The organism is Zoogloea sp. (genome assembly GCF_028689785.1).
GTDB lineage: Bacteria > Pseudomonadota > Gammaproteobacteria > Burkholderiales > Rhodocyclaceae > Zoogloea.
Genome location: NZ_JAQVCN010000023.1, coordinates 34688 through 59223, shown reverse-complemented (window position 1 = coordinate 59223; position 24536 = coordinate 34688). Strand labels below are relative to the sequence as shown.

Annotated in this window: 24 protein-coding genes; 11 read left to right on the top strand and 13 right to left on the bottom strand. The window is 65.0% G+C overall.

Annotated features, from left to right (window positions below; all coding sequences use genetic code 11):
- Nucleotides 1-38: 38 nt before the first annotated feature.
- The 7 genes from PHI64_RS12010 (at nucleotide 39) to PHI64_RS11980 (ending at nucleotide 9231) form a co-directional block, all read left to right on the top strand.
- Nucleotides 39-1679: an acyl-CoA synthetase gene (locus PHI64_RS12010; RefSeq protein ID WP_299882934.1), complete on the top strand. Its 1641-nt coding sequence runs from the start codon at nucleotides 39-41 to the stop codon at nucleotides 1677-1679.
- A gap of 22 nt (nucleotides 1680-1701) precedes the next feature.
- The gene (locus tag PHI64_RS12005; protein WP_299882932.1) at nucleotides 1702-2451 is read left to right on the top strand and encodes an electron transfer flavoprotein subunit beta/FixA family protein; all 750 of its coding nucleotides are present in this window, start codon (nucleotides 1702-1704) and stop codon (nucleotides 2449-2451) included.
- 2 nt (nucleotides 2452-2453) lie between these two features.
- Nucleotides 2454-3389 (top strand): FAD-binding protein, encoded by a 936-nt coding sequence (locus tag PHI64_RS12000; protein ID WP_299882931.1) that lies wholly within the window; start codon nucleotides 2454-2456, stop codon nucleotides 3387-3389.
- Nucleotides 3390-3529: 140 nt separating this feature from the next.
- Nucleotides 3530-5320, top strand: a complete 1791-nt coding sequence (locus PHI64_RS11995; protein ID WP_299882929.1) for an acyl-CoA dehydrogenase C-terminal domain-containing protein — start codon at nucleotides 3530-3532, stop codon at nucleotides 5318-5320.
- 189 nt (nucleotides 5321-5509) lie between these two features.
- On the top strand, nucleotides 5510-7141 hold the full coding sequence (locus PHI64_RS11990) for an electron transfer flavoprotein-ubiquinone oxidoreductase (protein ID WP_299882927.1): 1632 nt from the start codon (nucleotides 5510-5512) through the stop codon (nucleotides 7139-7141).
- A 105-nt stretch (nucleotides 7142-7246) separates the two neighbouring features.
- Nucleotides 7247-7561 carry a DUF485 domain-containing protein gene (locus PHI64_RS11985; protein ID WP_299882925.1) on the top strand — a complete coding sequence of 105 codons (315 nt, stop codon included), beginning with the start codon at nucleotides 7247-7249 and terminating at the stop codon, nucleotides 7559-7561.
- A complete protein-coding gene (locus PHI64_RS11980; protein ID WP_299882923.1) occupies nucleotides 7558-9231 on the top strand; it encodes a cation acetate symporter in 1674 nt (557 codons plus the stop codon). The genes PHI64_RS11985 and PHI64_RS11980 overlap by 4 nt, the downstream gene beginning before the upstream one ends.
- 215 nt (nucleotides 9232-9446) lie before the next feature.
- On the opposite strand, the gene PHI64_RS11975 is transcribed toward PHI64_RS11980, so the two are convergent.
- Complete coding sequence (locus PHI64_RS11975) at nucleotides 9447-9653, bottom strand: cold-shock protein (RefSeq protein WP_296570061.1); 207 nt, start codon at nucleotides 9651-9653, stop codon at nucleotides 9447-9449.
- Nucleotides 9654-10127: 474 nt separating this feature from the next.
- Here PHI64_RS11975 and PHI64_RS11970 point away from each other — a divergent pair, with 474 nt between their 5' ends.
- The 3 genes from PHI64_RS11970 to PHI64_RS11960 are packed head-to-tail and all read left to right on the top strand — an operon-like array spanning nucleotide 10128 to nucleotide 12330.
- Nucleotides 10128-11390 carry an ATP-binding protein gene (locus tag PHI64_RS11970; RefSeq protein WP_299882921.1) on the top strand — a complete coding sequence of 421 codons (1263 nt, stop codon included), beginning with the start codon at nucleotides 10128-10130 and terminating at the stop codon, nucleotides 11388-11390.
- The gene (locus PHI64_RS11965; protein ID WP_299882919.1) at nucleotides 11387-11932 is read left to right on the top strand and encodes a response regulator transcription factor; all 546 of its coding nucleotides are present in this window, start codon (nucleotides 11387-11389) and stop codon (nucleotides 11930-11932) included. The genes PHI64_RS11970 and PHI64_RS11965 overlap by 4 nt, the downstream gene beginning before the upstream one ends.
- Nucleotides 11929-12330, top strand: a complete 402-nt coding sequence (locus tag PHI64_RS11960; RefSeq protein ID WP_299882917.1) for an RNA-binding S4 domain-containing protein — start codon at nucleotides 11929-11931, stop codon at nucleotides 12328-12330. The genes PHI64_RS11965 and PHI64_RS11960 overlap by 4 nt, the downstream gene beginning before the upstream one ends.
- Nucleotides 12331-12349: 19 nt before the next feature.
- Here the strand turns inward: PHI64_RS11960 and PHI64_RS11955 are convergent, their stop codons facing one another.
- The 12 genes from PHI64_RS11955 to dksA form a co-directional block, all read right to left on the bottom strand.
- Nucleotides 12350-13624, bottom strand: coding sequence for an OmpA family protein (locus PHI64_RS11955; protein ID WP_299882915.1), 1275 nt, complete (start codon nucleotides 13622-13624; stop codon nucleotides 12350-12352).
- Nucleotides 13625-13750: 126 nt separating this feature from the next.
- Nucleotides 13751-14623 (bottom strand): AEC family transporter, encoded by an 873-nt coding sequence (locus PHI64_RS11950; protein WP_299882913.1) that lies wholly within the window; start codon nucleotides 14621-14623, stop codon nucleotides 13751-13753.
- 93 nt (nucleotides 14624-14716) lie between these two features.
- The gene (gene hslU / locus PHI64_RS11945) at nucleotides 14717-16054 is read right to left on the bottom strand and encodes an ATP-dependent protease ATPase subunit HslU (RefSeq protein WP_299882911.1); all 1338 of its coding nucleotides are present in this window, start codon (nucleotides 16052-16054) and stop codon (nucleotides 14717-14719) included.
- Nucleotides 16055-16121: 67 nt separating this feature from the next.
- Entirely contained in the window at nucleotides 16122-16661 is a 540-nt protein-coding gene (gene hslV / locus PHI64_RS11940; RefSeq protein WP_296409027.1) for an ATP-dependent protease subunit HslV, read from the bottom strand.
- A 74-nt stretch (nucleotides 16662-16735) separates the two neighbouring features.
- Nucleotides 16736-17971, bottom strand: coding sequence for an STAS domain-containing protein (locus PHI64_RS11935; protein ID WP_299882908.1), 1236 nt, complete (start codon nucleotides 17969-17971; stop codon nucleotides 16736-16738).
- A 69-nt stretch (nucleotides 17972-18040) separates the two neighbouring features.
- Nucleotides 18041-18832: a metal ABC transporter permease gene (locus PHI64_RS11930; protein WP_299882906.1), complete on the bottom strand. Its 792-nt coding sequence runs from the start codon at nucleotides 18830-18832 to the stop codon at nucleotides 18041-18043.
- Nucleotides 18829-19416 (bottom strand): ATP-binding cassette domain-containing protein, encoded by a 588-nt coding sequence (locus PHI64_RS11925; protein WP_299882904.1) that lies wholly within the window; start codon nucleotides 19414-19416, stop codon nucleotides 18829-18831. Before PHI64_RS11925 ends, PHI64_RS11930 begins: the two co-directional genes overlap by 4 nt.
- A gap of 9 nt (nucleotides 19417-19425) precedes the next feature.
- Nucleotides 19426-20334 carry a zinc ABC transporter substrate-binding protein gene (locus tag PHI64_RS11920; protein WP_299882900.1) on the bottom strand — a complete coding sequence of 303 codons (909 nt, stop codon included), beginning with the start codon at nucleotides 20332-20334 and terminating at the stop codon, nucleotides 19426-19428.
- 13 nt (nucleotides 20335-20347) lie between these two features.
- Nucleotides 20348-21805 carry a TonB-dependent receptor gene (locus tag PHI64_RS11915; RefSeq protein ID WP_299882898.1) on the bottom strand — a complete coding sequence of 486 codons (1458 nt, stop codon included), beginning with the start codon at nucleotides 21803-21805 and terminating at the stop codon, nucleotides 20348-20350.
- An 84-nt stretch (nucleotides 21806-21889) separates the two neighbouring features.
- Entirely contained in the window at nucleotides 21890-22249 is a 360-nt protein-coding gene (locus PHI64_RS11910; protein WP_299882896.1) for a hypothetical protein, read from the bottom strand.
- Complete coding sequence (locus PHI64_RS11905; protein WP_299882894.1) at nucleotides 22246-23313, bottom strand: GTP-binding protein; 1068 nt, start codon at nucleotides 23311-23313, stop codon at nucleotides 22246-22248. The genes PHI64_RS11910 and PHI64_RS11905 overlap by 4 nt, the downstream gene beginning before the upstream one ends.
- Nucleotides 23314-23347: 34 nt before the next feature.
- Nucleotides 23348-23782: an RNA polymerase-binding protein DksA gene (gene dksA, locus PHI64_RS11900; RefSeq protein ID WP_296570094.1), complete on the bottom strand. Its 435-nt coding sequence runs from the start codon at nucleotides 23780-23782 to the stop codon at nucleotides 23348-23350.
- A 309-nt stretch (nucleotides 23783-24091) separates the two neighbouring features.
- Between dksA and ybgC the strand changes: the two genes are divergently transcribed.
- Nucleotides 24092-24532: a tol-pal system-associated acyl-CoA thioesterase gene (gene ybgC / locus PHI64_RS11895; protein ID WP_299882891.1), complete on the top strand. Its 441-nt coding sequence runs from the start codon at nucleotides 24092-24094 to the stop codon at nucleotides 24530-24532.
- The last annotated feature ends 4 nt before the right edge of the window (nucleotides 24533-24536 follow it).

The following is a 24536-nucleotide window of genomic DNA, read 5'->3' as shown; positions in this document are numbered from 1 at the left end:
ACCCATGTGGTGGCGTCAGAAACCAGGAGGAGATAAAGGTGTCGAACACCCCGTACGATATCGGGCTGGACAAGTGCGCAGCCAACCACGTCCCGCTCTCGCCGCTGTCCTTTCTCGAGCGCACAGCGCAGATCTATCCCCAGCGCACCTCGGTGATCCACGGTGCCCGCCGCTTCACTTGGCGCGAAACCTACGCCCGCTGCCGCCGCCTGGCCAGCGCCCTGGCCCAGCGTGGCATCGGCCGCGGCGACACCGTGGCGGTGATGCTGCCCAACGTGCCCGCCATGGTGGAAGCCCACTTCGGCGTCCCCATGACCGGCGCGGTACTGAACACTCTCAACACCCGCCTTGATCCGGAAGCCATCGCCTTCATGCTGACCCACGGCGAGGCCAAGGTGCTGATCACCGACCCCGAGTTCGCCGCCATCATTGCCCCGGCACTGGAGCTGCTGGAAGGGCCCAAGCCTCTGGTCATCGATGCCCTGGACGCGGAATACCCGGGCACAACCTGCCTGGGAGAAATCGAGTACGAGGACTTTCTGGCCAAGGGTGATCCGGCCTATGCCTGGTCCCTGCCCGCCGACGAATGGGATGCCATCGCTCTCAACTACACCTCGGGCACCACCGGTAACCCCAAGGGCGTGGTCTTCCACCACCGCGGCGCCTACCTCAACTCGGCCTCCAACATCATCAGCTGGGGCATGCCGCAGCACGCGGTCTACCTCTGGACCCTGCCCCTCTTCCACTGCAATGGCTGGTGCTTTGCCTGGACCCTGGCCGCCAACGCCGGCGTCAACGTGTGCTTGCGCAAGGTGGACGTAGCCCTGATCTACGAGCTGATTCGCGAACACAAGGTGAGCCACTTCTGCGGTGCGCCCATCGTGCACGGCATGCTCATCAACGCCCCGGATGGCCTGCGTGCCGGCATCGAACACAAGGTCTCGGCCCTCATCGCTGGCGCCGCCCCTCCCGCCGCCATCATCGAGGGCATGGAGCGCATCGGCTTCGACATCACCCATGTCTATGGCCTGACCGAAACCTACGGCCCTGCCTCCGTGTGCGCCAAACACCCCGAGTGGGACACGCTGCCCATCGCCCAGCGCGCCGAGCGTAACGGCCGCCAGGGCGTGCGCTACCACATGCAGGAAGCCATCACCGTACTCGACCCGCAGACCATGGAACCCGTGCCCGCCGATGGCGAGACCATGGGCGAGATCATGTTCCGCGGCAACCTGGTGATGAAGGGCTACCTGAAGAACGAGAAGGCCACCGAGGAAGCCTTTGCCGGCGGCTGGTTCCACACCGGCGATCTGGCCGTGCTGCACCCGGACGGCTACGTGAAGATCAAGGACCGTTCCAAGGACGTGATCATCTCTGGCGGCGAAAACATCTCCTCCCTCGAAGTGGAAGACGTGCTCTACCGCCACCCCGCCGTGATGACCGCCGCCGTGGTCGCCCGGCCCGACGAAAAGTGGGGCGAGGTGCCGGCTGCCTATATCGAGATCAAGGAAGACGCCCAGGTCACGGTGGAGGACATCATCGCCCACTGCCGCGAGCACCTGGCCCGCTACAAGGTACCCAAGCACGTGGAGTTCTGCGTGCTGCCCAAGACATCCACCGGAAAAATCCAGAAGTTCGTCCTGCGCCAGCAGGCCAAGTCGGCCTCGGCCATTGAATAAGTTCAACGGAGACTAGCAAGCCATGAAGATCCTCGTTCCCGTGAAGCGGGTCATCGATTACAACGTCAAAGTCCGCGTGAAGGCCGACCAGAGCGGCGTCGAGCTGGCCAACGTGAAGATGGCCATGAACCCCTTCGACGAAATCGCCGTCGAGGAGGCCGTGCGCCTCAAGGAAGCCGGCAAGGCCACGGAGGTGGTGGCCATCTCCGCCGGCGTGGCCCAGTGCCAGGAAACCCTGCGCACCGCCATGGCCATCGGCGCCGACCGGGGCATCCTGGTCGAGTCCGACGCCGACCTTCAGCCCCTGGCCGTGGCCAAGCTGCTCAAGGCCATCGTCAACAAGGAGCAACCCCAGCTGGTGATCCTGGGCAAGCAGGCCATCGACGACGACTCCAACCAGACCGGCCAGATGCTCGCCGCCCTGCTCGGCTGGCCCCAGGCCACCTTCGCCTCCAAGGTCGAGCTGGCCGGCGAACGCGTCCAGGTGACCCGTGAGATCGACGGCGGGCTTGAAACCCTCTCCCTCCCCCTGCCCGCCGTCGTGACCACCGATCTGCGCCTCAACGAGCCGCGCTACGCCACCCTGCCCAACATCATGAAGGCCAAGAAGAAGCCGCTCGACACCGTCAAGCCGGCCGACCTGGGCGTGGATGTGGCCCCGCGCCTGACCACCCTCAAGGTGGTCGAGCCCGCTGCCCGCGGTGCCGGCGTGAAGGTGGCCGATGTGGCCCAGTTGATTGAAAAGCTGAAGAACGAAGCAAAGGTGATCTGATCATGCCCATCCTCGTCATTGCCGAACACGACAACGCCAGCCTCAAGGCCGCCACTCTCAACACCATCACCGCCGCAGCCAGGATCGGTGGTGACATCGACGTACTGGTCGCTGGTGCCGGTTGCGCCAGCGTGGCCGAGACCGCTGCCAAGCTGGCCGGTGTGGCCAAGGTGAAGGTGGCCGATGCCGCTGCCTATGCCGACCAGAGCGCCGAGAACGTTGCCGCCCTGCTGCTGGACGTGATCAAGGCCGGCGGCTACAGCCATGTGCTGGCCCCCGCCACCACCTTCGGCAAGAACATCCTGCCCCGCGTCGCCGCCCTGCTCGACGTGGCCCAGATCTCCGAGATCGTGGCCATCGAATCGGCCGACACCTTCGTGCGCCCCATCTACGCCGGCAACGCCCTGGCCACGGTCAAGTCGTCCGACGCCATCAAGGTGATCACCGTGCGCACCACCGCCTTCGATGCCGCCGCCGAAGGTGGCAGCGCCGCAGTGGAGTCCATCGCGGCGGGTGCCGACCTGGGCCAGAGCAAGCTGGTCGGTCGCGAGCTGACCGTCTCCGCCCGCCCCGAGCTGGGCGCCGCCAAGATCATCGTCTCCGGCGGCCGCGGCCTGGGCAGCGGTGACAACTACCGTGCCGTGCTCGAACCCCTGGCCGACAAGCTGGCCGCCGCCATGGGCGCCTCCCGCGCCGCGGTGGATGCGGGCTTCGTGCCCAACGACTACCAGGTGGGCCAGACCGGCAAGGTCGTGGCGCCCCAGCTCTACATCGCCGTGGGCATCTCCGGGGCCATCCAGCATCTGGCCGGCATGAAGGACTCCAAGGTGATCGTGGCCATCAACAAGGACCCCGAAGCCCCGATCTTCCAGGTGGCCGACTACGGCCTCGTGGCCGACCTCTTCGAGGCCGTGCCCCAGCTGGTGTCCGCCCTCTGAGCTTCACCGTGGGGTCGAATCCGTTCGACCTCAGGACGCTGACAACCGGCATATAGAGGGTGTTGCGCCTGTTGGTCGAGTGAATTCGACCCCACGCCCCCTCACCGCGCCCCAAAAACCGAACTCGCAAGGAGCATCCCATGAGCACCTACGTCGCACCCGTGAAGGACATGCTGTTCAACATGAACGAACTGGCCGGCCTGCAGGAAATCACCACCCTGCCGGGCAATGAGGAAGTGAGCATCGACCTGGTCGAAGCCATCCTCGACGAAGCCAGCAAGTTTGCCTCCGAAGTCGTAGACCCGCTCAACCCGGTGGGCGACAAGCAGGGCAACAAGTGGAACAACGGCGTGGTGACCACGGCCGACGGCTTCAAGGAAGCCTATGCCACCTTCTGCGAGACCGGCTGGAACGGCATGCCCGCCTCCACCGAATTCGGCGGCCAGGGCCTGCCGGTGACCGTATCCACCGCCGTGCTGGAAATGTGGAAGTCGGCCAGCATCTCCTTCTCCCTGTGCCAGATGCTGACCCTCGGTGCCGTGGAAGCCATCGCCCACCACGCCTCCGACGAGCTCAAGGCCACCTACCTGCCCAACATGGTCTCCGGCAAGTGGACCGGCACCATGAACCTCACGGAACCCCAGGCCGGCTCCGATCTGGCCGCCATCCGCACCAAGGCCGAGCCCCGTGGCGATGGCAGCTACGCCATCACCGGTACCAAGATCTTCATCACCTGGGGTGAGCACGACATGGCCGAGAACATCGTCCACCTCGTGCTGGCCCGCCTGCCGGACGCGCCCCCGGGCGTGAAGGGCATCTCCCTGTTCATCGCGCCCAAGTTCCTGGTCAATGCCGACGGCAGCCTGGGCGAACGCAACGACCTGATCTGTGCCTCCATCGAACACAAGATGGGCATCCACGGCAGCGCCACCGCCGTCATGTCCTTCGGTGACAAGGGTGGCGCCATCGGCTACCTGGTGGGCGAGGCCAACCGCGGCCTGGAATACATGTTCACCATGATGAACCACGCCCGCCTCAACGTTGGCCTGGAAGGCGTCGGTGTGTCCGAGCGCAGCTACCAGCACGCCCTGGCCTACGCCCGCGAGCGCATCCAGGGCAAGATCATCGGCGACAAGTCCGGTGAGAAGAAGCCCATCCTGCATCACCCGGACGTGCGCCGCATGCTGATGGACATGAAGTCCCGCACCGAGGCCGGCCGCGCCCTGGCCTACTATGTGGCCGGCTGCATGGACCGCGCCCACAGCCACCCGGACGCCGACGTGCGCGCCGCCAACCAGCGCCGCCTGGAACTGCTGACCCCGGTGGTCAAGGGCTGGTGCACCGAGAATGCCCAGGGCATCACCTGGAACGGCGTGCAGGTGCACGGCGGCATGGGCTTCATCGAGGAAACCGGCGCCGCTCTCTACATGCGCGACGCCCGCATCATCACCATCTACGAAGGCACCACCGCCATCCAGGCCAATGACCTGGTCGGCCGCAAAACGGCCAAGGAAGGCGGCAAGAGCATGCAGCAGCTCCTCGCCGACATCGCCGAAACGGGTGCCGCCCTGCGTGCCTCCAACGACGCCGCCCTGAAGGGCCTTGCCGACGCCCTGGGCGACGGCATTGCCGCCCTGGACGAGGCCACCAATTGGCTGCTCGCCAACTACGAGGCCACCCCGCAGGCGGCTCACGCCGGCTCGGTGCCCTTCCTCAAGCTCACCGGCATCGTCGTCGGCGGCTGGTTGATGGCCCGCTCCGCCCAGATCGCCGCCGGCCGCCTGAGCGGCCCGGATGGTGATTTCTACAAGGCCAAGCTGGCTACCGCCACCTACTTCGCCAAGCACGTGATCCCCGAAGCCAACGCCTACCGGGATGCCATCGTGAATGGCGCCGACGCGGTGCTGGCCCTCGAAGAAGCGCTGTTCTAAGCCATCTGCCAAACCCCGGGGCGCCCCGGGGAGCGACTGTAGGGGCGACTTCAGTCACCCATCCGCATGTAAATCAACGCTCTTCGTTGATCGAAGTCCGAGGGCGACTGAAGTCGCCCCTACACGTCGCCCCCCATTCGGCCGCCTCAATACGTAACTGCAGCAACCCAGTTTCCGGAGAAAACAGCAATGACGCGTGAAGCGATGGAATACGACGTGGTGATCGTCGGTGCCGGCCCCTCGGGGCTGAGTGCCGCGATCCGCCTGAAGCAGCTGGCCGATAAGGCCGGCGCGGAGCTTTCGGTGTGCGTCGTGGAGAAGGGCTCGGAAGTCGGCGCCCACATCCTGTCCGGCGCCGTCATTGAGCCGCGCTCCCTGGAAGAGCTCTTCCCCGACTGGAAGGAACGGGGCGCTCCGCTCAACACTCCGGTGAAGGAAGACCGCTTCCTCTTCCTCACCACCGACAAGGCCTACAAGCTGCCCACGCCGCCCCAGATGCACAACGAGGGCAACTACATCGTCAGCCTGGGCAACGTGGTGCGCTGGCTGGGCGAGCAGGCCGAGGCCCTGGGCGTCGAGATCTACCCCGGGTTCGCCGCTTCCGAGGTGCTCTATCACGAGGACGGCTCGGTGAAGGGCATCGCCACTGGCGACATGGGTGTCGAAAAGAACGGCGAGCCGGGCCCCAACTATCAGCCGGGTATCGAGCTTCACGCCCGTCAGACCGTGTTCTCCGAAGGCTGCCGTGGCTCCCTCACCAAGGGCCTGTTCAACAAATTCAATCTGCGCGAAGGCGTCGACCCGCAAACCTACGGCATCGGCATCAAGGAGCTGTGGGAGGTGCGCCCCGAAGTGCACCAGCAGGGCCTGACCATGCACACCGTGGGCTGGCCGGTGTCGTCCGACGTGTATGGCGGCTCCTTTCTGTATCACCTGGAAAACAACCAGGTGGCGGTGGGTTTTGTGGTCGGGCTCGACTACTCCAATCCGCACCTGTCGCCCTACGAGGAATTCCAGCGTTTCAAGACCCACCCGGAGATCCGCAAGTTCTTCGAAGGTGGCCGGCGCATCTCCTACGGTGCCCGGGCACTCAATGAAGGCGGCTACCAGTCGGTGCCCAAGCTGAGCTTCCCGGGTGGCCTGCTGATCGGCGACACGGCAGGCTTCCTCAATGTGCCCAAGGTCAAGGGCACCCACATGGCCATGAAGTCCGGCATCGAGGCCGCCGAAGCGCTGTTTGCCCACCTCACGGCCGAAGGGCAGACCGGCCACGAATGCCTCGGCTACCCGGAGCGCCTCAAGCAGAGCTGGCTGTGGGACGAGCTGCACCAGGTACGCAACATCCGTCCGAGCTTCCGCTGGGGCCTGTGGGGCGGCATCGCCTACAGCGCCATCGACACCTACCTGCTGAAGGGCAAGGCACCGTGGACCCTGCGCCACCACGCCGACCACACCCAGCTGAAGAAGGCGTCGGAGTGCACGCCCATCGTCTATCCCAAGCCCGACGGCAAGATCAGCTTCGACCGCCTGTCCTCGGTCTTCATCTCGGCCACCAACCACGCCGAGGAGCAGCCCTGCCACCTGCGCCTGAAAGATGCCTCGGTGCCCATCAGCACCAACCTGGCCCTCTACAACGCCCCGGAGACCCGCTATTGCCCGGCCGGCGTATACGAAATCGTCGAAGACCCGAGCGGCCCGCGCATGCAGATCAACGCCCAGAACTGCCTGCACTGCAAGACCTGCGACATCAAGGACCCGACCCAGAACATTGATTGGGCTGTACCCGAAGGCGGCGGCGGCCCGAACTACCCGAACATGTAAGGCGGACTTCCAGGCGACCGTGATTCCTCACGGCGACCCGGCGGCCGGAGAAAAAAGAGAACAGCGCAAGCACCGTTTCAACAAACCACGTCCATTGGAGGGCTTATGTCCAATAACACTATCCAGACAAGAATCCGGGCCAACCCGAAATTCGCCGAAATGGTCGGCAAACGCACCCGTTTGGCGATCCTGCTTTCCTTCGTCGTGCTGGTTCCCTATTACACCTTCATGCTCCTCACCTCGCTCAAGCCGGGGCTGTTCACCGCCACCATCAGCGACACCAGCGTCATCACCATCGGCTGGCCGATCGCTGCGCTGATCGTCGTGGGTGGATGGCTGACGACCGGCATTTACGTCAGCAGGGCCAATGGCGAGTTTGACTCGCTCAATGAAGAAATCCTCAAGGAGGCCCGTAAATGAAGCACTCTCTCACCGCACTGATCGCCGGCAGCCTGCTGGCGGCATCGTGGGCCGTCTTTGCCGGCCCGGGCGCCATCGAGGGCGTCGAAAAGCAGCCGGTCAACATCAGCGCCATCGCCATGTTCCTGGTCTTCGTCTTCGCGACCCTCGGCATCACCAAGTGGGCAGCCGGCAAAACCAAGTCTACGGCCGATTTCTACACGGCCGGCGGCGGCATCACCGGTTTCCAGAACGGCTTGGCCATCGCGGGTGACTACATGTCCGCAGCCACCCTGCTCGGCCTGACCTCAATGGTCTACTTCAAGGGCTTCGACGGTTTCATCTACGCCGTGTGCTTCTTCATCGGCTGGCCGATCATCCTGTTCCTGATGGCTGAGCGTCTGCGCAATCTCGGCAAGTTCACGTTCGCCGACATCGCCTCCTACCGCCTCGACCAGAATCGCATCCGCACTTTCGCCGCCATCGGCTCTCTGACCGTGGTGTGCTTCTACCTGATCGTGCAGATGGTCGGTGCCGGCCAGCTCATCCAGTTGCTGTTCGGCCTGGACTACAACACCGCGGTGACCGTGGTGGGCATTCTGATGATGGTCTACGTCACCTTCGGCGGCATGACCGCAACAACCTGGGTGCAGATCATCAAAGCCTGCCTGCTGCTCGGTGGCGGTATCTCCCTGATGCTGCTGACCTTGTCCCAGTTCGGCTGGTCCTTCGAGAACCTGTTCTCCAAGGCCATCGAATCCCACAAGATGGGCGACAAGCTCATGGCTCCGGGCTCCCTGATGGCCGACCCGATCTCCGCCTTCTCGCTGTCCCTCGGCCTGCTCTTCGGTACCGCCGGCCTGCCCCATATCATGATGCGCTTCTTCACGGTGCCGAATGCCAAGGAAGCCCGCAAGTCAGTTTTCTACGCCACCGGCTTCATCGGCCTGTTCTTCTTGGTAACCATGGTCCTCGGCGCTGCGGCGATCTCCATCGTCGGCACTAACCCCGCCTTCTTCGAAGGTGGCCAGGTCGGCGGCAAGCTGATCGGCGGCGGCAACATGCCGGTCATGCACCTGACCAAGGCCGTCGGCGGCGACATCTTCCTTGGCTTCCTGTCGGCAGTCGCCTTCGCCACCATCCTGGCGGTCGTCTCCGGTCTGGCTCTGGCAGGTGCTTCCGCCATATCCCATGACCTGTACGCCCGCGTCATCAAGAAGGGTACTGCCAGCAGCGCCCAGGAAATGAAGGTCACCCGCATCGCTTCCGTCGGTCTGGGGATCGCCGCCATCCTGCTGGGCATCGCCTTCAAGGACCAGAACGTACTGTTTCTGGTGGCCCTGGCTTTCGGCGTCGCGTCCTCGGTCAACTTCCCGGTGCTGATCCTGTCCATGTACTGGAAAGGCCTGACCACCCGTGGCGCCCTCTGGGGCGGCATTGCTGGCCTGATTTCATCCGTAGGCCTGGTGATCCTGTCGCCGACCGTATGGGTCAAGATCCTCGGCAACCCGGCAGCCATTTTCCCTTATGACCACCCGGCCATCGTGTCGATGACCCTGGCCTTCTTCGTCACCTGGCTGGCATCGGTAACCGACAAGAGCGCCCGTGCCGACAAAGAAAAGGAAGCCTACGAGGAGCAATACATCCGTGCCCAGACCGGGCTGGGCGCCGCCAGCGCCAGCGCCCACTAAGGCCACGCACAGCCGTTTATCTTCCTCCCCCTCGAGGAACTTTCGGGCGCCCATGGGCGCCCGCTTTTTTGGGCAGTCAAACCCTGCGGCCCCAAATCACCGGAGCCAAGCATCTGCCCATGCCGGACCCACAAAGCAAAAAGCCCGGCAGATGCCGGGCTTTTTGTGCTGCTTCTTCCTGCCCGGCGAAACGCCAGGCAGGCATCGGACGGTGATTACTCAGCCGTGCGGATGTTGGAAGCTTGCTGACCCTTCGGGCCGGTGGTGACGTCGAACGTCACGCGCTGACCTTCGGTCAGGGTCTTGAAGCCGGAGCCTTGAATAGCGGAGAAGTGAGCGAAGAGGTCTTCACCGCCAGCTTCCGGGGTGATGAAACCGAAGCCCTTGGAATCATTGAACCACTTCACGGTACCAGTTGCCATTTTGAATATCCTTTAAAAGAAAAAGCAGGGACGTGCCCTGAGGGTAGGGCGAAGCTCAAGATGGCGGGGTGATGAAGGAAAGACTGCCGCAGGACTGCGGGTACTGAACCAGACAACAACAACACTACTTGAAGATCGCGATCCGTACTTTGCACTGTATTTCCGGCCAACGCAAACACTATTTGGATGCCCAAAACAGGCAGACCCGCGTGCACGCCCTATCGCCGGGCGCCCGGGCACGCTGCCCGCAGGCAAAACAATGCCATTCAGATTGATCGATCTGCAGACCAATCCCCCCGCAAACGCCAGAATCACCGAATCCCGAACCTATGCCAAACGGCATACACCAACGCGGAGAAGCCCCCCGGCTGCGACAATCCACCGCATTCCGCCGCAGGGGGCGAGACGCTAAATTCGCGGACCAACCGGCTTCTGCCGAGCCCCGTCATCCCGCGCTGCGGGGATAATCACCCGATGCCCCTGCCTCTCGCCACCCACGCTCCCTCCAGCCCGGTCGACGCCCTGCGTCGCCTGATCAACCTGCGCTGGCTGTCGATCAGCAGCATGTTGCTGGTCGTGGTGCTGGTGCCTTGGCTGCTGGACATCCCCCTCCCGGCCCGGGCGCTGCTGCTGGTGGCTGCAGCACTGGTTCTGACCAACCTGCTGTCCTTGTTGCGGGTGGCCACCCTGCGCGACGTCCATCCAGCCGAGCTGTTTCTGCAGCTGAGCGCTGACCTGACTGCCTGGAGCGTGTTCCTCTACTACACCGGCGGGGCCACCAACCCGCTGATTTCCCTGCTGCTGCCCCTGGTGGCCATCGGCGCGGCCACCCTTACCGCCCCCTTCGCCTGGGCCATGGCCGCCCTCGCAGTGGCCGCCTACTCGGTGCTGTGGGACTTCAACGAGCAACTCGACATCTACGACTCCGGCCTCGCCGTGCACTGGCATCTCGCCGGCATGTGGCTCACCTTTGCCCTCTCCGCCGGAGTGATCGTGTGGTACGTGGTGCGCATGACCGCTGCCATCCGCAGCCGCGACCTGGCCTTGGCCGAAGCCCGCGAGGCCCGCCTGCGCAACGAACGCATCGTGGCCTTGGGCAACCTGGCCGCCGGCGCCGCCCACGAACTGGGCACGCCCCTGGGCACCATGGCCATCCTGGCCGGCGAGCTGGCGCGCAACCCGGGCCTGGATGACGAAGTACGCGCCGACGCCGAACTCCTGCGTGAGCAGGTGGCAAACTGCAAGGCCATCCTGGCCAGTCTGACCCTGCGTGCCGGCAGCCTGCGCGCCGAAGGCGGTGAGGTGCTGGCCACCGACCAGTGGCTGCGCGGCATCATCGAACGCTGGCGCAGCCTGCGCCCCCATGTGCCGCTGACCACCACCTGCCAGTGCGGCGACCCGGCTCCTCGCCTGGTGGCGGATACGACCCTTGAGCAGGCCATCCACAACGTCATCAACAATGCGGCCGACGTGAGCCCCAACGGCGTCGAATGCGAGGTCGGGATCGACGAGGCGCAGATCGTGGTCCGCGTGCTCGACCGCGGCCCCGGCCTGCCCCCCGGCTTCCGCCCGGGGCCGGAGCACCCCGCGGACGGCAACAGCGATGGCCTGGGCATCGGCCTGCTGCTGGCCTTCGACGCCGTCGAGCGCTGCAGCGGCAGCATTGCCTTCTCACCGCGCCCCGGCGGCGGCACCATCGCCACCCTCACCCTTCCCCTCTCAGCCCTTCGCCCATGACCCCGCAGGACGCCCCTCACATCCTCGTCATTGATGACGACCCCGCCTTCAACCGCGTGCTCACCCGTGCCCTGGGCCAGCGTGGCTTCGCCGTCTTCGGTGCCCAGGAGCCCGAAACGGCCCTGAGCCTGGCCCGGGAGCACGAGCCCAAATACGTGATCCTCGACCTGAACATCGCCGGCAGCTCCGGCCTGCGTCTGATCGCGCCGCTACTTGCGGTCAACCCGGACTGCCGCATTCTGGTGCTGACCGGCTACGCCAGCATCGCCACCACCGTGGACGCCATCAAACTGGGCGCCACCCAGTACCTGGCCAAACCTGCCGACGTGGACGCCATCCTGAAGGCCCTCAATGCCACGGATGTGGTCATCGCCGAGGAAGAGATGGCCGCCGGTCCGATGTCGGTGGATCGCCTTGAGTGGGAACACATCCAGCGCGTTCTGGCCGAGAACGAGGGAAACATCTCGGCCACCGCCCGAGCGCTTAAAATGCACCGTCGCACACTGCAACGGAAGCTGGCCAAGCGGCCGGTCAAGGAATGAAACCAACGGAAGACCACGAAGCACGCGTCCGCCTCGACAAATGGCTGTGGGCAGCACGCTTCTACAAACATCGCACTCAGGCCACCGAGGCCGTAGACGGTGGCAAGATCCAGCTCAACGGAATCCGGGTGAAGCCCGCCCGGGACGTGAAGATCGGTGACCGCATCGACATCCAGATCGGTGACAGCCACTTCTGTGTCGAAGTCAAAGGCATCGCCGACAAACGCGGCAGCGCCACCATCGCCCAGGGCCTCTATACCGAGACGGCTGACAGCATCGCCGCCCGAGAAGCCCAGCGGGAACAGCGCAAGCTCGCCGCCACACCGGGCTCGGACATCCACGGCCGCCCCACCAAACGTGACCGCCGCCAGATCGGGCGCATGATGGGCGGCGACTGAACGCCCATCAGGACGGTGCTCAACAGCCGATCACCTTGAATTCGACGCGGCGGTCCAGCACATCGCTGGCGTCGTCGCGCCCGTTGCCGATCATCATCTGCGTGGAACCCGCACCGCTGGCAATGATGCGTTTGCCCAGGCCAGCCGAGGCCGCGTCCAGCCGATTGCGCACGTACTCGGCCCGCAGCAGGGAAAGGCGCTCATTCAGCGGCTCGGGCCCCGTCGCGCTGGTATGCCCCGCCACCTCGAGACAGGTTCCTGCGGCACTCGCCGTCTGCGTCGCAATGGCCTTCAGCCACCCCGCGTACGCAGCATTCTGCGGGCCGCCCTGCACAAAGGCGGTCGAGCCGGGCCGGAACAGGAACTTGACGGCCAGACGGCGGTTTTCGAGCCCGAAATCGACAATCCGGTCGAAGGCAGCCGAAGCCTGTTCCTTGCGCCCCAGTTTCAGGTTGGCGAGGTAGATGCCATTGAGCACACGGAATTGCTTGCCCGTCGGCGTGGCTGCCACACTGACGTACAGGTCCAGAGCCTCCCGGTAACGCCCCGCATCGTAAGCCTCGATGGCCTCCGAAACACGTGCGGCGGACATGATCCGCTCCAGATAGGCGGGATTGATGGGGTCCCCCGCCTTCGTTCCCTGGCAGGTCCGGATGTAGCCGTTCGTCGCCGGGTCTTCGGACCACGCGGGTGCATCTCTGAAGAACGGGAGCGGCGTCGGATCGACCCCTTCGGGCAAGGCAAAGGCCAGCCCCTTGCTGACCAGCTTGCCGCTGCGCAGGTCTGCCAGCGCCAGACAGATCCTGTACGCCTGGCGCGGACCCGAGGTCTGGCGCTGGGCATTGACGCCAGTGAAGGTGCCGATCAGCACCAGCGGGCCTTGCGCCACGGTGGCTGCCGAGAAAGGCTGCACCTCGTACTGGGGATACTGCGTGCGCATCATCCGGGAGAGGCGCTCACCCATGGATTTCGTCGCCACCGTCTGGGCCCCCGTCACACCGTCGATCAGGGGGTCGATCACCACGCGGTAGCGCCCCCCGGGCGATGCGTTCTCCGGAGGCAGCTTTGCATTGTTGAACAGTGCCATCGCAGCACTGAGCACAGCCTTGTCGTAGGCCTGGACCGGAGGGGGTGCAGCGGGAGGGGTGGCCGGGGGCGGCGATGCGGCCGCCTGTTCGCTACCGGGCGCCGCAGGGGCTGGATCCGGGCTGCGACAGCCCCCTGACACCAGCACCGCGATCAACAGCGCCATCCACAAGCGGTAAGCACTGGACGAACAGGAGAGCGTGCTCATTGCCGGAACTCCTTGCGGATCGAACAACAGATGAAAACGCAGGCCATAAGCCTGTTGGCTGGCTTACGGCATCTGAATTCACTCTAGCATGCAATCCGCAGGGCAGACGGGTCGGATTCGGCCGTCCTAGAGCCCCAGGGCCAGCGCCAGGGGCAGGAAGGCCAGGGCCGCCACGTTGCCGATCAGCACGATGGAGGCCACCTTCTCCGGCTCCTGGTGGTAGCGCTCGGCAAAGATGTAGTTAAGCACCGCCGGCGGCAAGGCACCAAAGACCAACAGCAGGGCCCGCTCCCGTTCGGGTAGCGGCACCGCCAGCATCACCGCGGCCGCCAGCAGCATGCCGATCACCGGCCGGGCCGTTGCACCGATCAGGCCCAGGCGGATCTCGCCAATGCGCGACTCGGTGAGGCGTACGCCCAGAGCAAAGAGCATCAGGGGGATGGAAATTTCGCCGAGCATGCGAATAGCGATCATCGCCGGTTCCCACACCTCGAAGCCACTCAACCCCACGGCCAGCCCCGCCATGGTGGCCAGCACCGAGGGCACCTTCCAGATCCCGCCCAGCTTGATCTGGTGATCCAGCAGCCAGGCGCCAAAAGAGAAGTGCAACAGATTGGAGACCATGAACATCACCACCGCCGGCGCCAGGGCCTGCTCGCCAAAGGCCAGCACGGCCAGGGGCAGCCCCAGGTTGCCGCAGTTGTTGAACATGATCGGCGGCACCAGGGTCTTGGGCGCGATGCCGAGCAGGCGGGCAGCCAGCCAGCCGAGGAGCCCCGATCCGATCACCACCGCCAGGGTGGCCGTCAGCAGGGGCAGAAACTCGGTGATGTGGAAGGACTTGTTGGCCAGCGCCCCGAACACCAGGGCCGGCACGAACACGTCCATGTTCAACTTGTTGGCGTGGGACAGATCGGGCTTTGCCCGTCGGCCGACCAGGAAGCCGATGGCGGTAATGGCAAACAGCGGAAAGAGGATGGAGACGATGCGCAGCAACATGACCGGAAACCATGAAGTCCGGACAGGCGCCGGCAGAGACCCCATTGTAGGGCCGGCCCCAAGGGGCCGGCGTCGGGGTTTTCCCGAAAGGGCTTACAGCACGTAGCGGGCCAGATCCTCGCGCTGGGCCAGCATCTCAAGGCGGCCATCCACGTAGGCCGCGTCGATGCGCACGGTCTCGGTACCGGCCTTGCCGGCCTCGAAGGCGAGCTCTTCGAGAAGCTTCTCCATTACCGTGTACAGACGCCGGGCGCCGATGTTCTCGGTCTTCTCGTTCACCTGGAAGGCGATCTCGGCCAGGCGGCGGATTCCATCGGGGGCAAATTCGAGGCTCACCCCGTCAGTGGCCAGCAAGGCTTCATATTGCCGCGTCAGGCAGGCGTCGGTCTGAGTCAGGATGCATTCGAAGTCCTCCACCGACAGGGAGTCCAGCTCCACCCGGATGGGGAAACGGCCCTGCAGTTCGGGGATCAGGTCGCTCGGTCGAGACAGATGGAAGGCGCCACTGGCAATGAACAGGATGTGATCGGTCTTGACCATGCCGTACTTGGTGCTGATGGTCGTGCCTTCCACCAGGGGCAGCAGGTCGCGCTGCACGCCCTGACGCGACACGTCGGCACCATGGCTGTCGGAGCGGGTGGCGATCTTGTCGATCTCGTCGAGGAAGACGATGCCGTTCTGCTCCACCATGCGCAGGGCCTCGGCCTTCATCTCTTCTTCATTCACCAGTTTGGCGGCCTCCTCGTCGGTAAGCAGCTTCATGGCTTCGCTGATCTTCAGCTTGCGGGACTTCTTCTTTCCGCCACCGATGTTCTGGAACATGCTCTGCAGCTGGCCAGTGAGCTCTTCCATTCCCGGGGGTGCCAGGATCTCGGCGCTCATACCGGGCACTGCCACCTCGATGTCCACTTCCTTGTCGTCCAGCTCGCCTTCCCGCAGCTTTTTGCGGAATTTCTGGCGGGTGGCGTTATCTTCCGGCGCTGCCGCCTCTGTGCCAAAACCCACCGTCGGCCGGGCCGGCGGCAGCAGGATGTCGAGCACCCGATCTTCTGCGGCGTCCTGGGCCCTGTCGCGGACCTTCTTCATGGCCTGCTCGCGGTGGGACTTGATGGCGATTTCCACCAGATCACGGATGATGGTGTCCACATCACGGCCCACGTAGCCGACTTCGGTGAACTTGGTCGCCTCGATCTTGATGAAGGGGGCGTTGGCCAGGCGGGCCAGGCGCCGGGCGATCTCGGTCTTGCCGACGCCGGTCGGACCGATCATCAGGATGTTCTTGGGGGTGATCTCGCTCTTCAGCGGCTCAGCCACCTGGGCGCGTCGCCAGCGGTTGCGCAGGGCCACCGCCACGGCCTTCTTGGCCTTGCGCTGGCCAACGATGTGCTTGTCGAGTTCGGAGACAATCTCCGGGGGGGTCATCTGGGTCATGGAAACATCCTGGGTGCAGCGGGTCTGGCCAGCGCTTGCGCGGCTGCCGGGCGGGCAGCCGCGAGCATCACGGCTTCAGCACCTCGATGGTGTGGCAATGATTGGTATAGATGCACAGGTCGCCGGCGATGGTCAGGGATTTCTTGACCACCTCTTCAGGCGTGAGCTCGGTGTTCTCGATCAGTCCCCGGGCCGCGGCCTGGGCGTAGGCTCCACCGCTGCCGATGGCAACGATGCCTTGCTCGGGCTCTAGCACGTCACCGTTGCCGGTGATGATCAGGGAGTTGTCCAGGTCGGCCACCGCCAGCATGGCTTCCAGGCGACGCAGGGCCCGGTCGGTGCGCCAGTCCTTGGCCAGTTCGACGGCACTGCGCACCAGATTGCCCTGGTGCTTTTCGAGCTTGGCCTCGAAGCGTTCGAAGAGGGTGAAGGCATCTGCCGTGCCGCCGGCAAAACCCGCCAGGATGCGGTCCTGGTAGAGCTTGCGCACCTTGCGGGCACTGGCCTTGATGACGATGTTGCCCAGAGTGACCTGGCCGTCGCCGCCAAGGGCAACGTGCCGGCCGCGCCGGACCGAGAGAATGGTAGTGCCGTGATATTGTTCCATTGGATGGATATGGGGGTCGAAAAAGCAATTACAAGCCCCACCCGGCGCGCCTTCAGGCAGCCACCGCCGCCCGCTCAGCCGCGCAGTTCGATGCGCGCCACTTGATGGAGGCCCATCACCTGCATCAGCGCGGCGACCATGGAATTGACGCCCTTCAGCACCACCAGCCGCCCCTGGGCGTGGAGCTGGGAGACGATGTTGAAGAGGGTGCCGGCAGAGACAAAGTCCATGCGCCGAAGCTGACTGCAATCCACATCCACCTTGGTGCGCCCGCTGGCAAAGGCGGTGATCTTGCGCAGCACTTCGGTGTTCGGGCCGACGATCTCGCCGTCCAGACGGTAGATATCGCTGAGCTCCACGGCAAGCACCTCAGCGCCCGTCTGACTGGCAGTAAGCTCTGGCGGCGGCTCCCAGGAGGGTGGCGACTCCTCGAAGGTCATGGCGAAATCGACTGCCAGCTCTTCGAAGCGATCATTCTGTTCGGTGTACTGCAATACTTCGAGCAGCAACAGCCAGACCGGCTTCTGCTCCGCCTTGCCAGGGGTGACCACGCCCCCCAGCACAGCAGCAAGATGCCCGGCCCCCACCAGGGACAAGCGTATCTTGGCCTTGCGCAGCCCGCGCACGGCCCGCAGCAACAGCTCGGCGCCTGCGTTATCGACCCCACGCAGGCGGCTCAGGTCGATGCGCAGTGCGCCGGTGCGCATGCCGATCTGGATGAGCTGGGCAAACTGCCCGGCGGTCTGACCATTGAGGATGCCGGAAAGATTGACAGTCTGGACCTTGGTTTCGGTGCCCTTGGCCCCGTGGGGCGAGAGGTCGAGCCAGGCCGGGGGAGAACGCTCGAACTCGGTGGCATAGCTCAGGCTGAGCGCCTCGAAGCGCTCCCGGTGGCCGATCAAGCGCAACAGATCGAGGAGCATGCCCCACAGGGTCAGCCGCGCATCGGCGCCCCTGGTGGTGTCCAGGGCATGCTCGAGAACCGCCCGGGCTTCGTCATAGCCACCATTGGCATAAAGGATGGCGGCCTCTTCGGCCGAGGGAGACATCTCATCGACCCCCTCCTCCACGTGCACCCTGTCGGCGCACTGGGCCATGACACGCTTCAGGTCACCACCGGCGATGGTGAAATCGAGAGACGAGGTTTCGTTGCGCGCCTTGCCCGGCAGCCTTGACAGCGGCGCCTGGGAAAGCGGCGGGGGTGAGCTAGGCGGGCGGGAGCCCCCTTGAACGGGGGCGGTAGCGCCCCGGGGACGCGGTGCTGGACTTCCGGCAGGTGCAGGCTTCTTGCCGAAAAACGGTAGCGCCACTCCACTTCCTCCAGTTTCGTTTACACGGATTAAACAGGATAACACTCATCAAAGCATGAGCAGCCTGATTTACAAACGGTCGGATTTCACACCCAGCAGCAGGATCAAGCCCACCAGAAGCACCGCACAAACCGGGCCGAAAGGCTGATCGAAAGCCAGGGAAAGGGCAAAAGCAAGGCTATATCCGCCCATACCGACGAGTGCCGCCAGACCCAGTCCGACTCGCCAGCTGCGGCCAAAACGGTAGGCCACCAGGGGCGGGACAAACACCAGGGCGAACGCAGCCATCACGCCAATGCTGACGGTGGCAAGGGCGATCACCACCCCTGCCAGCAGATCAAAGAGCATCAGCCGCGGCCGTGCATCCAGCCCCCGGGCCTGGTGAAACTCGGGAAAGAAGCGCGCCAGCAGCAAGGGGCGGTTGAGACGCAGCAGCACCGGGACGGCCCCGGCACAGACCAGGCCGACGGCCAGCAGATGCCCTTCACCGGTGAAGTACAGCTGACCATCGAACAGGGCATGCCCGGCCTGCTCGGCCAGCGGATGGTTGGCCACCAGCAGCACCCCCGCCCCCCAGGCGAGGAGCATCATCAGGGCGTAGGCGTTGGCGCCCGCAGCTGCGGCGAAGCCCTTGGCGAGGGCGGCCAGCAGGGCCGCCAGGGCGCCGCCGGCAAGCATCGGCCAGCCCAGCACCATGGCCAGCAAGGCACCCGCCGAGGCCATCTGGGCAAAGGCCAGCGCGGCCAGCCATTCGCCGCGCAGACGCAGGTACATGCCGATCAGCGGGAGCAGACCGGCCAGCAACAGGCCGGTAAAAAACGGCACCCGGAAGAGGGGATCGAAAAGCAGCTCGAGATTCATTGCGCCGGCACCTCCACGACGCCCCCCACCTCGATCACCCGGGTACACACCCGGTCAATCAGCGCCGGGTCGTGGGACACGATGACGATCCCTTGGTCGTCATGGGCACGGCCGAGCCAGTCAGCCAGGTAGTCCACCCCGGCCCGGTCGAGATTATTGCTGGGCTCGTCAAGCAGCACGATGTCTGCAGGCGCAGCCAGGCAGGCCCACAAGCGCAGAAACTGGAGCTGGCCACCGGACAGGCGGTCGAGCCGCCAATCGAGCCTCTCAGCCAGCCACGGAGGCAGCCCAGCAGGCACAGCGCCCGTCAGAGCCAACAGCTCCCGACCGGTCAGAGGCACGCCGCGCAGGTCATCAAAGCTCTGGGCCTGATGGGAGATGGCCAGCCCAGGGGCCTTCTCGACACGCCCGCCAAACACCTTCACGCCCCCCCACAAGGCCTTCAGCAAGGTGGACTTGCCGGCACCGTTGGGGCCGGCAAGTCCGAGGATCTCGCCCCGACGCAATTCGAAGCCCAGGGGGCCGGCCACCGGTGCGGTGTAGCCCGCCATCAGCCCGGTCACACGAAGCAGGATCCCGTCCATCACCTCTCCTTACCTGAGGCCGCCGAGCAGGCGCTGCACGGTATCGTCGAACAGCGCCGTCAGATCACCGGCAGCGGGGTTGCCGCCGACGGTGAAGGGCAGCACCACCACCGGAATGCCAGCCCGCTCGCCAAGCCACTCGGATGCGGTCGGGCGGGCATAGGCTGTGCGCAGGATCATCCGTGCCGGCGTCTCTTTCTGGCGCGCCAGCAAACTGGCCAGATGGGCGCTACCAGGCTCCACGCCGGGCTTCGGTTCGAGGGCGCCGAGCTCTTTCAGGCCGAGCCAGTCGGCCATGTAGGCGAAGGAGCGATGCTGAACCCACACCGGCACGCCCCGCAAGGGCGCCGCCGCCCGCGTCCAGCGGGCCAGGTTGGCCTGCCAGCGCTCGCGGAAGCGGGCCAGGTTGGCCTCGTAGATACTGGCACCTGCCGGGTCCACCCGGGCCATGCGCCCGGCCAGGGCTTCAGCCACCTTCAGGAGGTTGCGTGGATCCGTCTGAATATGAGGATTACCTGCCGGATGCACATCGCCATCAGCGCGATCCAGGCGGGTCGGCACCTCGATCAGCCGAACGGCGCTGGCGGCCTCGAAATAGCCCGGCTGGCCGGGCTGGATGGCGGCATTGCCGGCCTCCCGCAACACCACCGGGAGCCAACCAATCTCCAGATCGGCCCCGGTGGCCACCACCAGCTGGCTGCCCCGGGCCTTGGCAATGAGAGACGGTTTGGCCTCGATGCGGTGGGGGTCCTGAAGGGCGTTGGTGGCGGCAAACGCCTGAACCCTGTCGCCACCGATCTCCTTCGCCAAGGCGGCCCATTCAGGCACCGTGGCAAAGACGTTGAGGGCGGCGGTGGCGGGCAGGGCCAGCACCGCGAGGAGCGCTGCAGCAAGACGTAGCATCAATTTTGAAAACATGGTCCCGGACTCCTCAGAACTTGTGGGCGCCGTGGGCGCCGAGACTCATGATGTACTGCAGCCAGATCTGGTTATCGGACTCGTCCCGGCGGGACTTGTCGCGGGCCAGCTGCAGGCGCAAACGGGAAAACTCGGACGGGGACCAGTCCACCATCGCCGACTGGCGGCTGGCGTTGTAGCCCGCCAGCAAGGGCAGACCTGCCGGGTCGAGGCTGCCGAAATTGGCCGTGCCGCTGTCGAGCCAGTCACCGCGCACGCCCACGCGCCAACGCGGCATGAACTGGTACACCGCCTGCAGATAGCTGCCGGACTGACGGAAACGGGCCGCCGAACTGGCTTCTGCAAGACCGCCGATGTCGTAGTTCAGGTCACCCGTCTCACGCCGCTGGAAGTACTCGCCCTGCACCTTGAGGTTGGTCACGCTGCTATTGCCGTTAGGTGCCCACTTGTAAACAAAGTCGGCAATCCAGGTCTGGCTGCGCCCTGAAAAGCTGTGAGCGAGCGCTGTGCCGGTGGCGTCGGCGCCGTCCTCGAAACCCCGCTCCCGTGGGTTGGTGCGCACATGGGACAGGCCCACCTGCCATGCGGCCCCGCTACCGATGTCGCCCCCCAGGTGGGCGAAGGCCGTCCACAAGCCCGCTCCGTTGCGATTGCGCTCAGCACCAGGGAACTTCTGCCCGCTGGCCACTTCGGTCCCCAGTTCGAGGAACAGGTCGGTGGGTGCCACCCAGCGCAGCTGAACACCGTCGTTCTGCAGGCGATAGCCGAAGAAGGCCTTGTAGGCCAATGGCGCATCGGCAAAATCCCATTCATGGGGATGCTGCTGGTTGAGGTAGCCCACCCCGGAGAGGAAACGCCCGGCCTTCACCTTCAGCCCGGAAGACAGGCCCAGGGTTTCGACGTTCACTTCCTCCACTTCGACCACCCCGGCGCCATCATCTTCAGCCAGGGCAAAACGCGCGTTGGCGCGGAACAGATGATCCACGTTGGCGGAAAAGGCGAGTTCGGACTCACCCAGGGAGAAGCCCTTGCGGGGAGGGCCGACCTCACCGCCGGAGGGGATGAAACCATCGATACGGTAAGCTCCCGGGTCGCGCTGGAAGCGGGTGAACTTGCTGTCGATGATCAGGGAAATGGAGGGATTGAAGGCACTCTCGGCCGCCGGCCGGCGCGCCACGCTGTCGGCCGCCGCCTGGGCCTCGGCGGCGCGGGCCTCGACCTTGGCCACGGATTGAACCGCCGTGGTGGCGGTAGAGCCGGCGGCGGCAGCGGCCGTAGCGGCGCTGGCAGCACGCTGCTCGGTTTCGGCGAGCCTGCGCTCCAGGGCTTCAATGCGCTGCTGGTAAGCATCACGCAGCTCGTGGAGCTGCTGACGGAGTTGTTTCAGATCGGCATCGGATGCCGCAAAGGCAGCGGCCGGAAAGGCCGCGGCGAGGGCGACGCAAAGCGCGCCGGGACGAACGAAAGTCATGGCTCGGATCTCCTGGGATCAATCCTGAAATGGGGGCGGCCGAAGCAGGCGAGGCCGGCTCCGGTCATCACGAAGGGGACGGAGTCAGGAGAAAGCGGGTGGCCCCCGGGCATGGGGCCGGGGCAGGCGCAGGGCGCCGGGAACAAGATCAGGCGCAGTTGGAAGGGCCAGGGCGTGGACATCGACGTCCAGCACCTGCACGACCGGCGGCAAGGCCGCAACCAGATTGGCCGCTGCCAGGCACAGCAGGCAAGCCTCGTGACGCTCGGCGGCGGGCACTCCACCATCCCGGGAGGCCTCGGCAACCCGATTGTCGGCCCGCGCCAGGCCTGCCAAGTCCCCGATATGGCCGACGGCATGGGCGGCGGCGAATATCTGGGCACATACAAGCAACAAGGCCAGCGCACTGCGCAGCAAGGCCGGGGAGCGGGTGAGCACGCTCATGTCGCATGCTCCGGCACAACCGCGCAGAAGCAGGCAAAGGCCTGATCGACGACTTTCCGCGGCAGGTCACGGACGATGAACACCAGGCGGGTGGCACGCGTCTCATCCGGCCAGGCGGGTAGAGCCGCCTCCGGATAGCGCAGATGATGCACGCACTGAATGACTCGCGGCAGTGCTTCACCCCGAACATGGACGATACCCTTCACCCGCAGCAACTGGTCGCCCTTGAGCCCCTGCAGCATATCCAGGGCCGTGGAGAAATCGCCCCAGGCCACAGGCGTGTCGATGCGCACCACAAAGGCGTAAACCGACGCATCGTGACGATTGGCGTCGGCCACCGCCGCACGCCCTCGTCGGGCATAAGGGTGGACTGTGGCTCGCGCCGCCACGGCCTCGTCGGCCAGCCAGCGGGCTACATCAGCGGTCTTGCTGGCCGGGTTCCACAGCCCGCACTCAAGCACGGCCTCCGGCGCAACGATGCCCCCGTGCACACGCAGCTGCGGCGCCCCCGGATTGAGACCGGCCAGCTGCGCCTCAAGACCTTCCAGCGCCCGGTGATCGGCTTGGTCACACTTGCTGATGAGCAGGCGATCAGCCATGGCCACCTGCTTGACCGCTTCGGGCTGGCGCGCCAGTTGTTCGGCGCCGAATATGGCATCCACCACGGTGACGACCCCATCCAGGCGGAACCGTTCGGCGATGAAGAAATCCTGCATGAGGGTAAACAGCACCGGTGCCGGATCGGCCAAGCCGGTGGTTTCAATGACGACCCGCTCAAGGGCTGGCAACTCACGGCGCAGGCGCCGCATGAACAGCGACCGTAGGGTCCGGGTAAGGTCACCACGGACCGTGCAGCACAAACAGCCGGATTCGAGGAGAACAAGATTTTCGTCGATGTGCTCGACGAGCAGATGATCGATCGGCACGACGCCGAACTCGTTCATCACCACCACCGTGCCCGCCAACTCGGGCTGGCGCAGCAGGTGATTGAGGATGGTGGTCTTGCCTGCCCCGAGAAATCCGGTGAGCAGGGAGACAGGAACGCGATGCACCGGGACGGTCATGGATATCGTTGCCGCCCCGGCGCCAGGCCGGGGATTACTCCCCGTACAGCTTCTGGGTGCGTTCGCGACGCTCCTGGGCGTCGATGGACAGGGTCGCGGTCGGACGGGCCAGCAGGCGGCCGATACCGATCGGATCACCGGTCTCTTCGCACCAGCCGTACTCGCCCTCGGCAATCCGCCCCAGGGCTTCGTCGATCTTCTTGAGCAGCTTGCGCTCCCGGTCACGGACACGCAGCTCAAGGGCGTGCTCTTCTTCCACCGTGGCACGGTCGGCCGGATCGGCGACGAGTTCGTTCTCGCGCAGGTTGGCACCAGTGCTGGCCGCGTTCTCGAGCAGCTCGTCACGCATCCTGGAGAGACGGACCCGGAAGAACTCCAGCTGGGCCGGGTTCATGTAATCATCTTCCGGCATGGCCAGCATTTCGGCCTCGGTCAGCAGCTTCTCATTGCTTGTCGTGGTTGCAACCATGTCTCATTCCTCCCATGAATCGAATGTCGGGCACCAAGGCCCGGGCCAGCCCGGACTGCGGCCGGTTTCTCGACTCTTACAAGTCCTGCGGGGCATTCTGCCGCAAACAGCTTCGCGATACCTGTGCGTCTGTTGTTCGAAACAATGCACAAAACGCACCAGTTCGCGTTCAAGGCCGCGATTCTAGGCACAGGATTGCTGCAATTACAACGTCCCTCGGGCAAACCCGGGCATTGGAGCCAACATTCTGAAACACAGAATGGAGCCCTGCGCTTCGGAACAAGGGGACTCATACTGTAAAATGTTGCGATGCACGCATCGAAACGCCTCGTAAGCGACACGCACAAACCCAGCTTCACGCTGCCGGTGCGGGTTTACTACGAGGATACCGACGCCGCAGGCGTCGTGTACTACGCCAATTACCTCAAATTCTGCGAGCGGGCCCGGACCGACTGGTTGCGTGCCACCGGCTTCGGGCAAAAAACCCTAGCCGCCGAGCAGCATATCGTATTTGTCGTCCGTACCGTACAGGCCGATTACCTCCAGGCCGCTGTGCTCGACGACCAGCTTGAGGTGGTCACCACCATCGAGCGTCTCGGCGGCGCAAGCCTGGTGTTTGCCCAGAAGATCTTCCGCGATGGTCAGATCATCTTCAGTGCCCTGATCACCATCGCCTGCATGGCCCTCGACTCCCGCAAGGCCGCCCCGATCCCCCCTGCTGTGCGCGCACAGTTCGCCACCCTGGTTTAATCCG

Coding starts and splice junctions, on each gene's coding strand:
- PHI64_RS11970 (WP_299882921.1), top strand. CDS start 10,128: ATGCCCCTGCCTCTCGCCACCCACGCTCCCTCCAGCCCGGTCGACGCC.
- hslV (WP_296409027.1), bottom strand. CDS start 16,661: ATGGAACAATATCACGGCACTACCATTCTCTCGGTCCGGCGCGGCCGG.
- PHI64_RS12000 (WP_299882931.1), top strand. CDS start 2,454: ATGCCCATCCTCGTCATTGCCGAACACGACAACGCCAGCCTCAAGGCC.
- PHI64_RS11980 (WP_299882923.1), top strand. CDS start 7,558: ATGAAGCACTCTCTCACCGCACTGATCGCCGGCAGCCTGCTGGCGGCA.
- PHI64_RS11910 (WP_299882896.1), bottom strand. CDS start 22,249: ATGAGCGTGCTCACCCGCTCCCCGGCCTTGCTGCGCAGTGCGCTGGCC.
- PHI64_RS11985 (WP_299882925.1), top strand. CDS start 7,247: ATGTCCAATAACACTATCCAGACAAGAATCCGGGCCAACCCGAAATTC.
- PHI64_RS11925 (WP_299882904.1), bottom strand. CDS start 19,416: ATGGACGGGATCCTGCTTCGTGTGACCGGGCTGATGGCGGGCTACACC.
- PHI64_RS11950 (WP_299882913.1), bottom strand. CDS start 14,623: ATGTTGCTGCGCATCGTCTCCATCCTCTTTCCGCTGTTTGCCATTACC.
- ybgC (WP_299882891.1), top strand. CDS start 24,092: ATGCACGCATCGAAACGCCTCGTAAGCGACACGCACAAACCCAGCTTC.
- PHI64_RS11915 (WP_299882898.1), bottom strand. CDS start 21,805: ATGACTTTCGTTCGTCCCGGCGCGCTTTGCGTCGCCCTCGCCGCGGCC.
- PHI64_RS11920 (WP_299882900.1), bottom strand. CDS start 20,334: ATGTTTTCAAAATTGATGCTACGTCTTGCTGCAGCGCTCCTCGCGGTG.
- PHI64_RS11965 (WP_299882919.1), top strand. CDS start 11,387: ATGACCCCGCAGGACGCCCCTCACATCCTCGTCATTGATGACGACCCC.
- PHI64_RS11995 (WP_299882929.1), top strand. CDS start 3,530: ATGAGCACCTACGTCGCACCCGTGAAGGACATGCTGTTCAACATGAAC.
- PHI64_RS11955 (WP_299882915.1), bottom strand. CDS start 13,624: ATGAGCACGCTCTCCTGTTCGTCCAGTGCTTACCGCTTGTGGATGGCG.
- PHI64_RS11990 (WP_299882927.1), top strand. CDS start 5,510: ATGACGCGTGAAGCGATGGAATACGACGTGGTGATCGTCGGTGCCGGC.
- dksA (WP_296570094.1), bottom strand. CDS start 23,782: ATGGTTGCAACCACGACAAGCAATGAGAAGCTGCTGACCGAGGCCGAA.
- hslU (WP_299882911.1), bottom strand. CDS start 16,054: ATGACCCAGATGACCCCCCCGGAGATTGTCTCCGAACTCGACAAGCAC.
- PHI64_RS11905 (WP_299882894.1), bottom strand. CDS start 23,313: ATGACCGTCCCGGTGCATCGCGTTCCTGTCTCCCTGCTCACCGGATTT.
- PHI64_RS11930 (WP_299882906.1), bottom strand. CDS start 18,832: ATGAATCTCGAGCTGCTTTTCGATCCCCTCTTCCGGGTGCCGTTTTTT.
- PHI64_RS11960 (WP_299882917.1), top strand. CDS start 11,929: ATGAAACCAACGGAAGACCACGAAGCACGCGTCCGCCTCGACAAATGG.
- PHI64_RS11975 (WP_296570061.1), bottom strand. CDS start 9,653: ATGGCAACTGGTACCGTGAAGTGGTTCAATGATTCCAAGGGCTTCGGT.
- PHI64_RS12005 (WP_299882932.1), top strand. CDS start 1,702: ATGAAGATCCTCGTTCCCGTGAAGCGGGTCATCGATTACAACGTCAAA.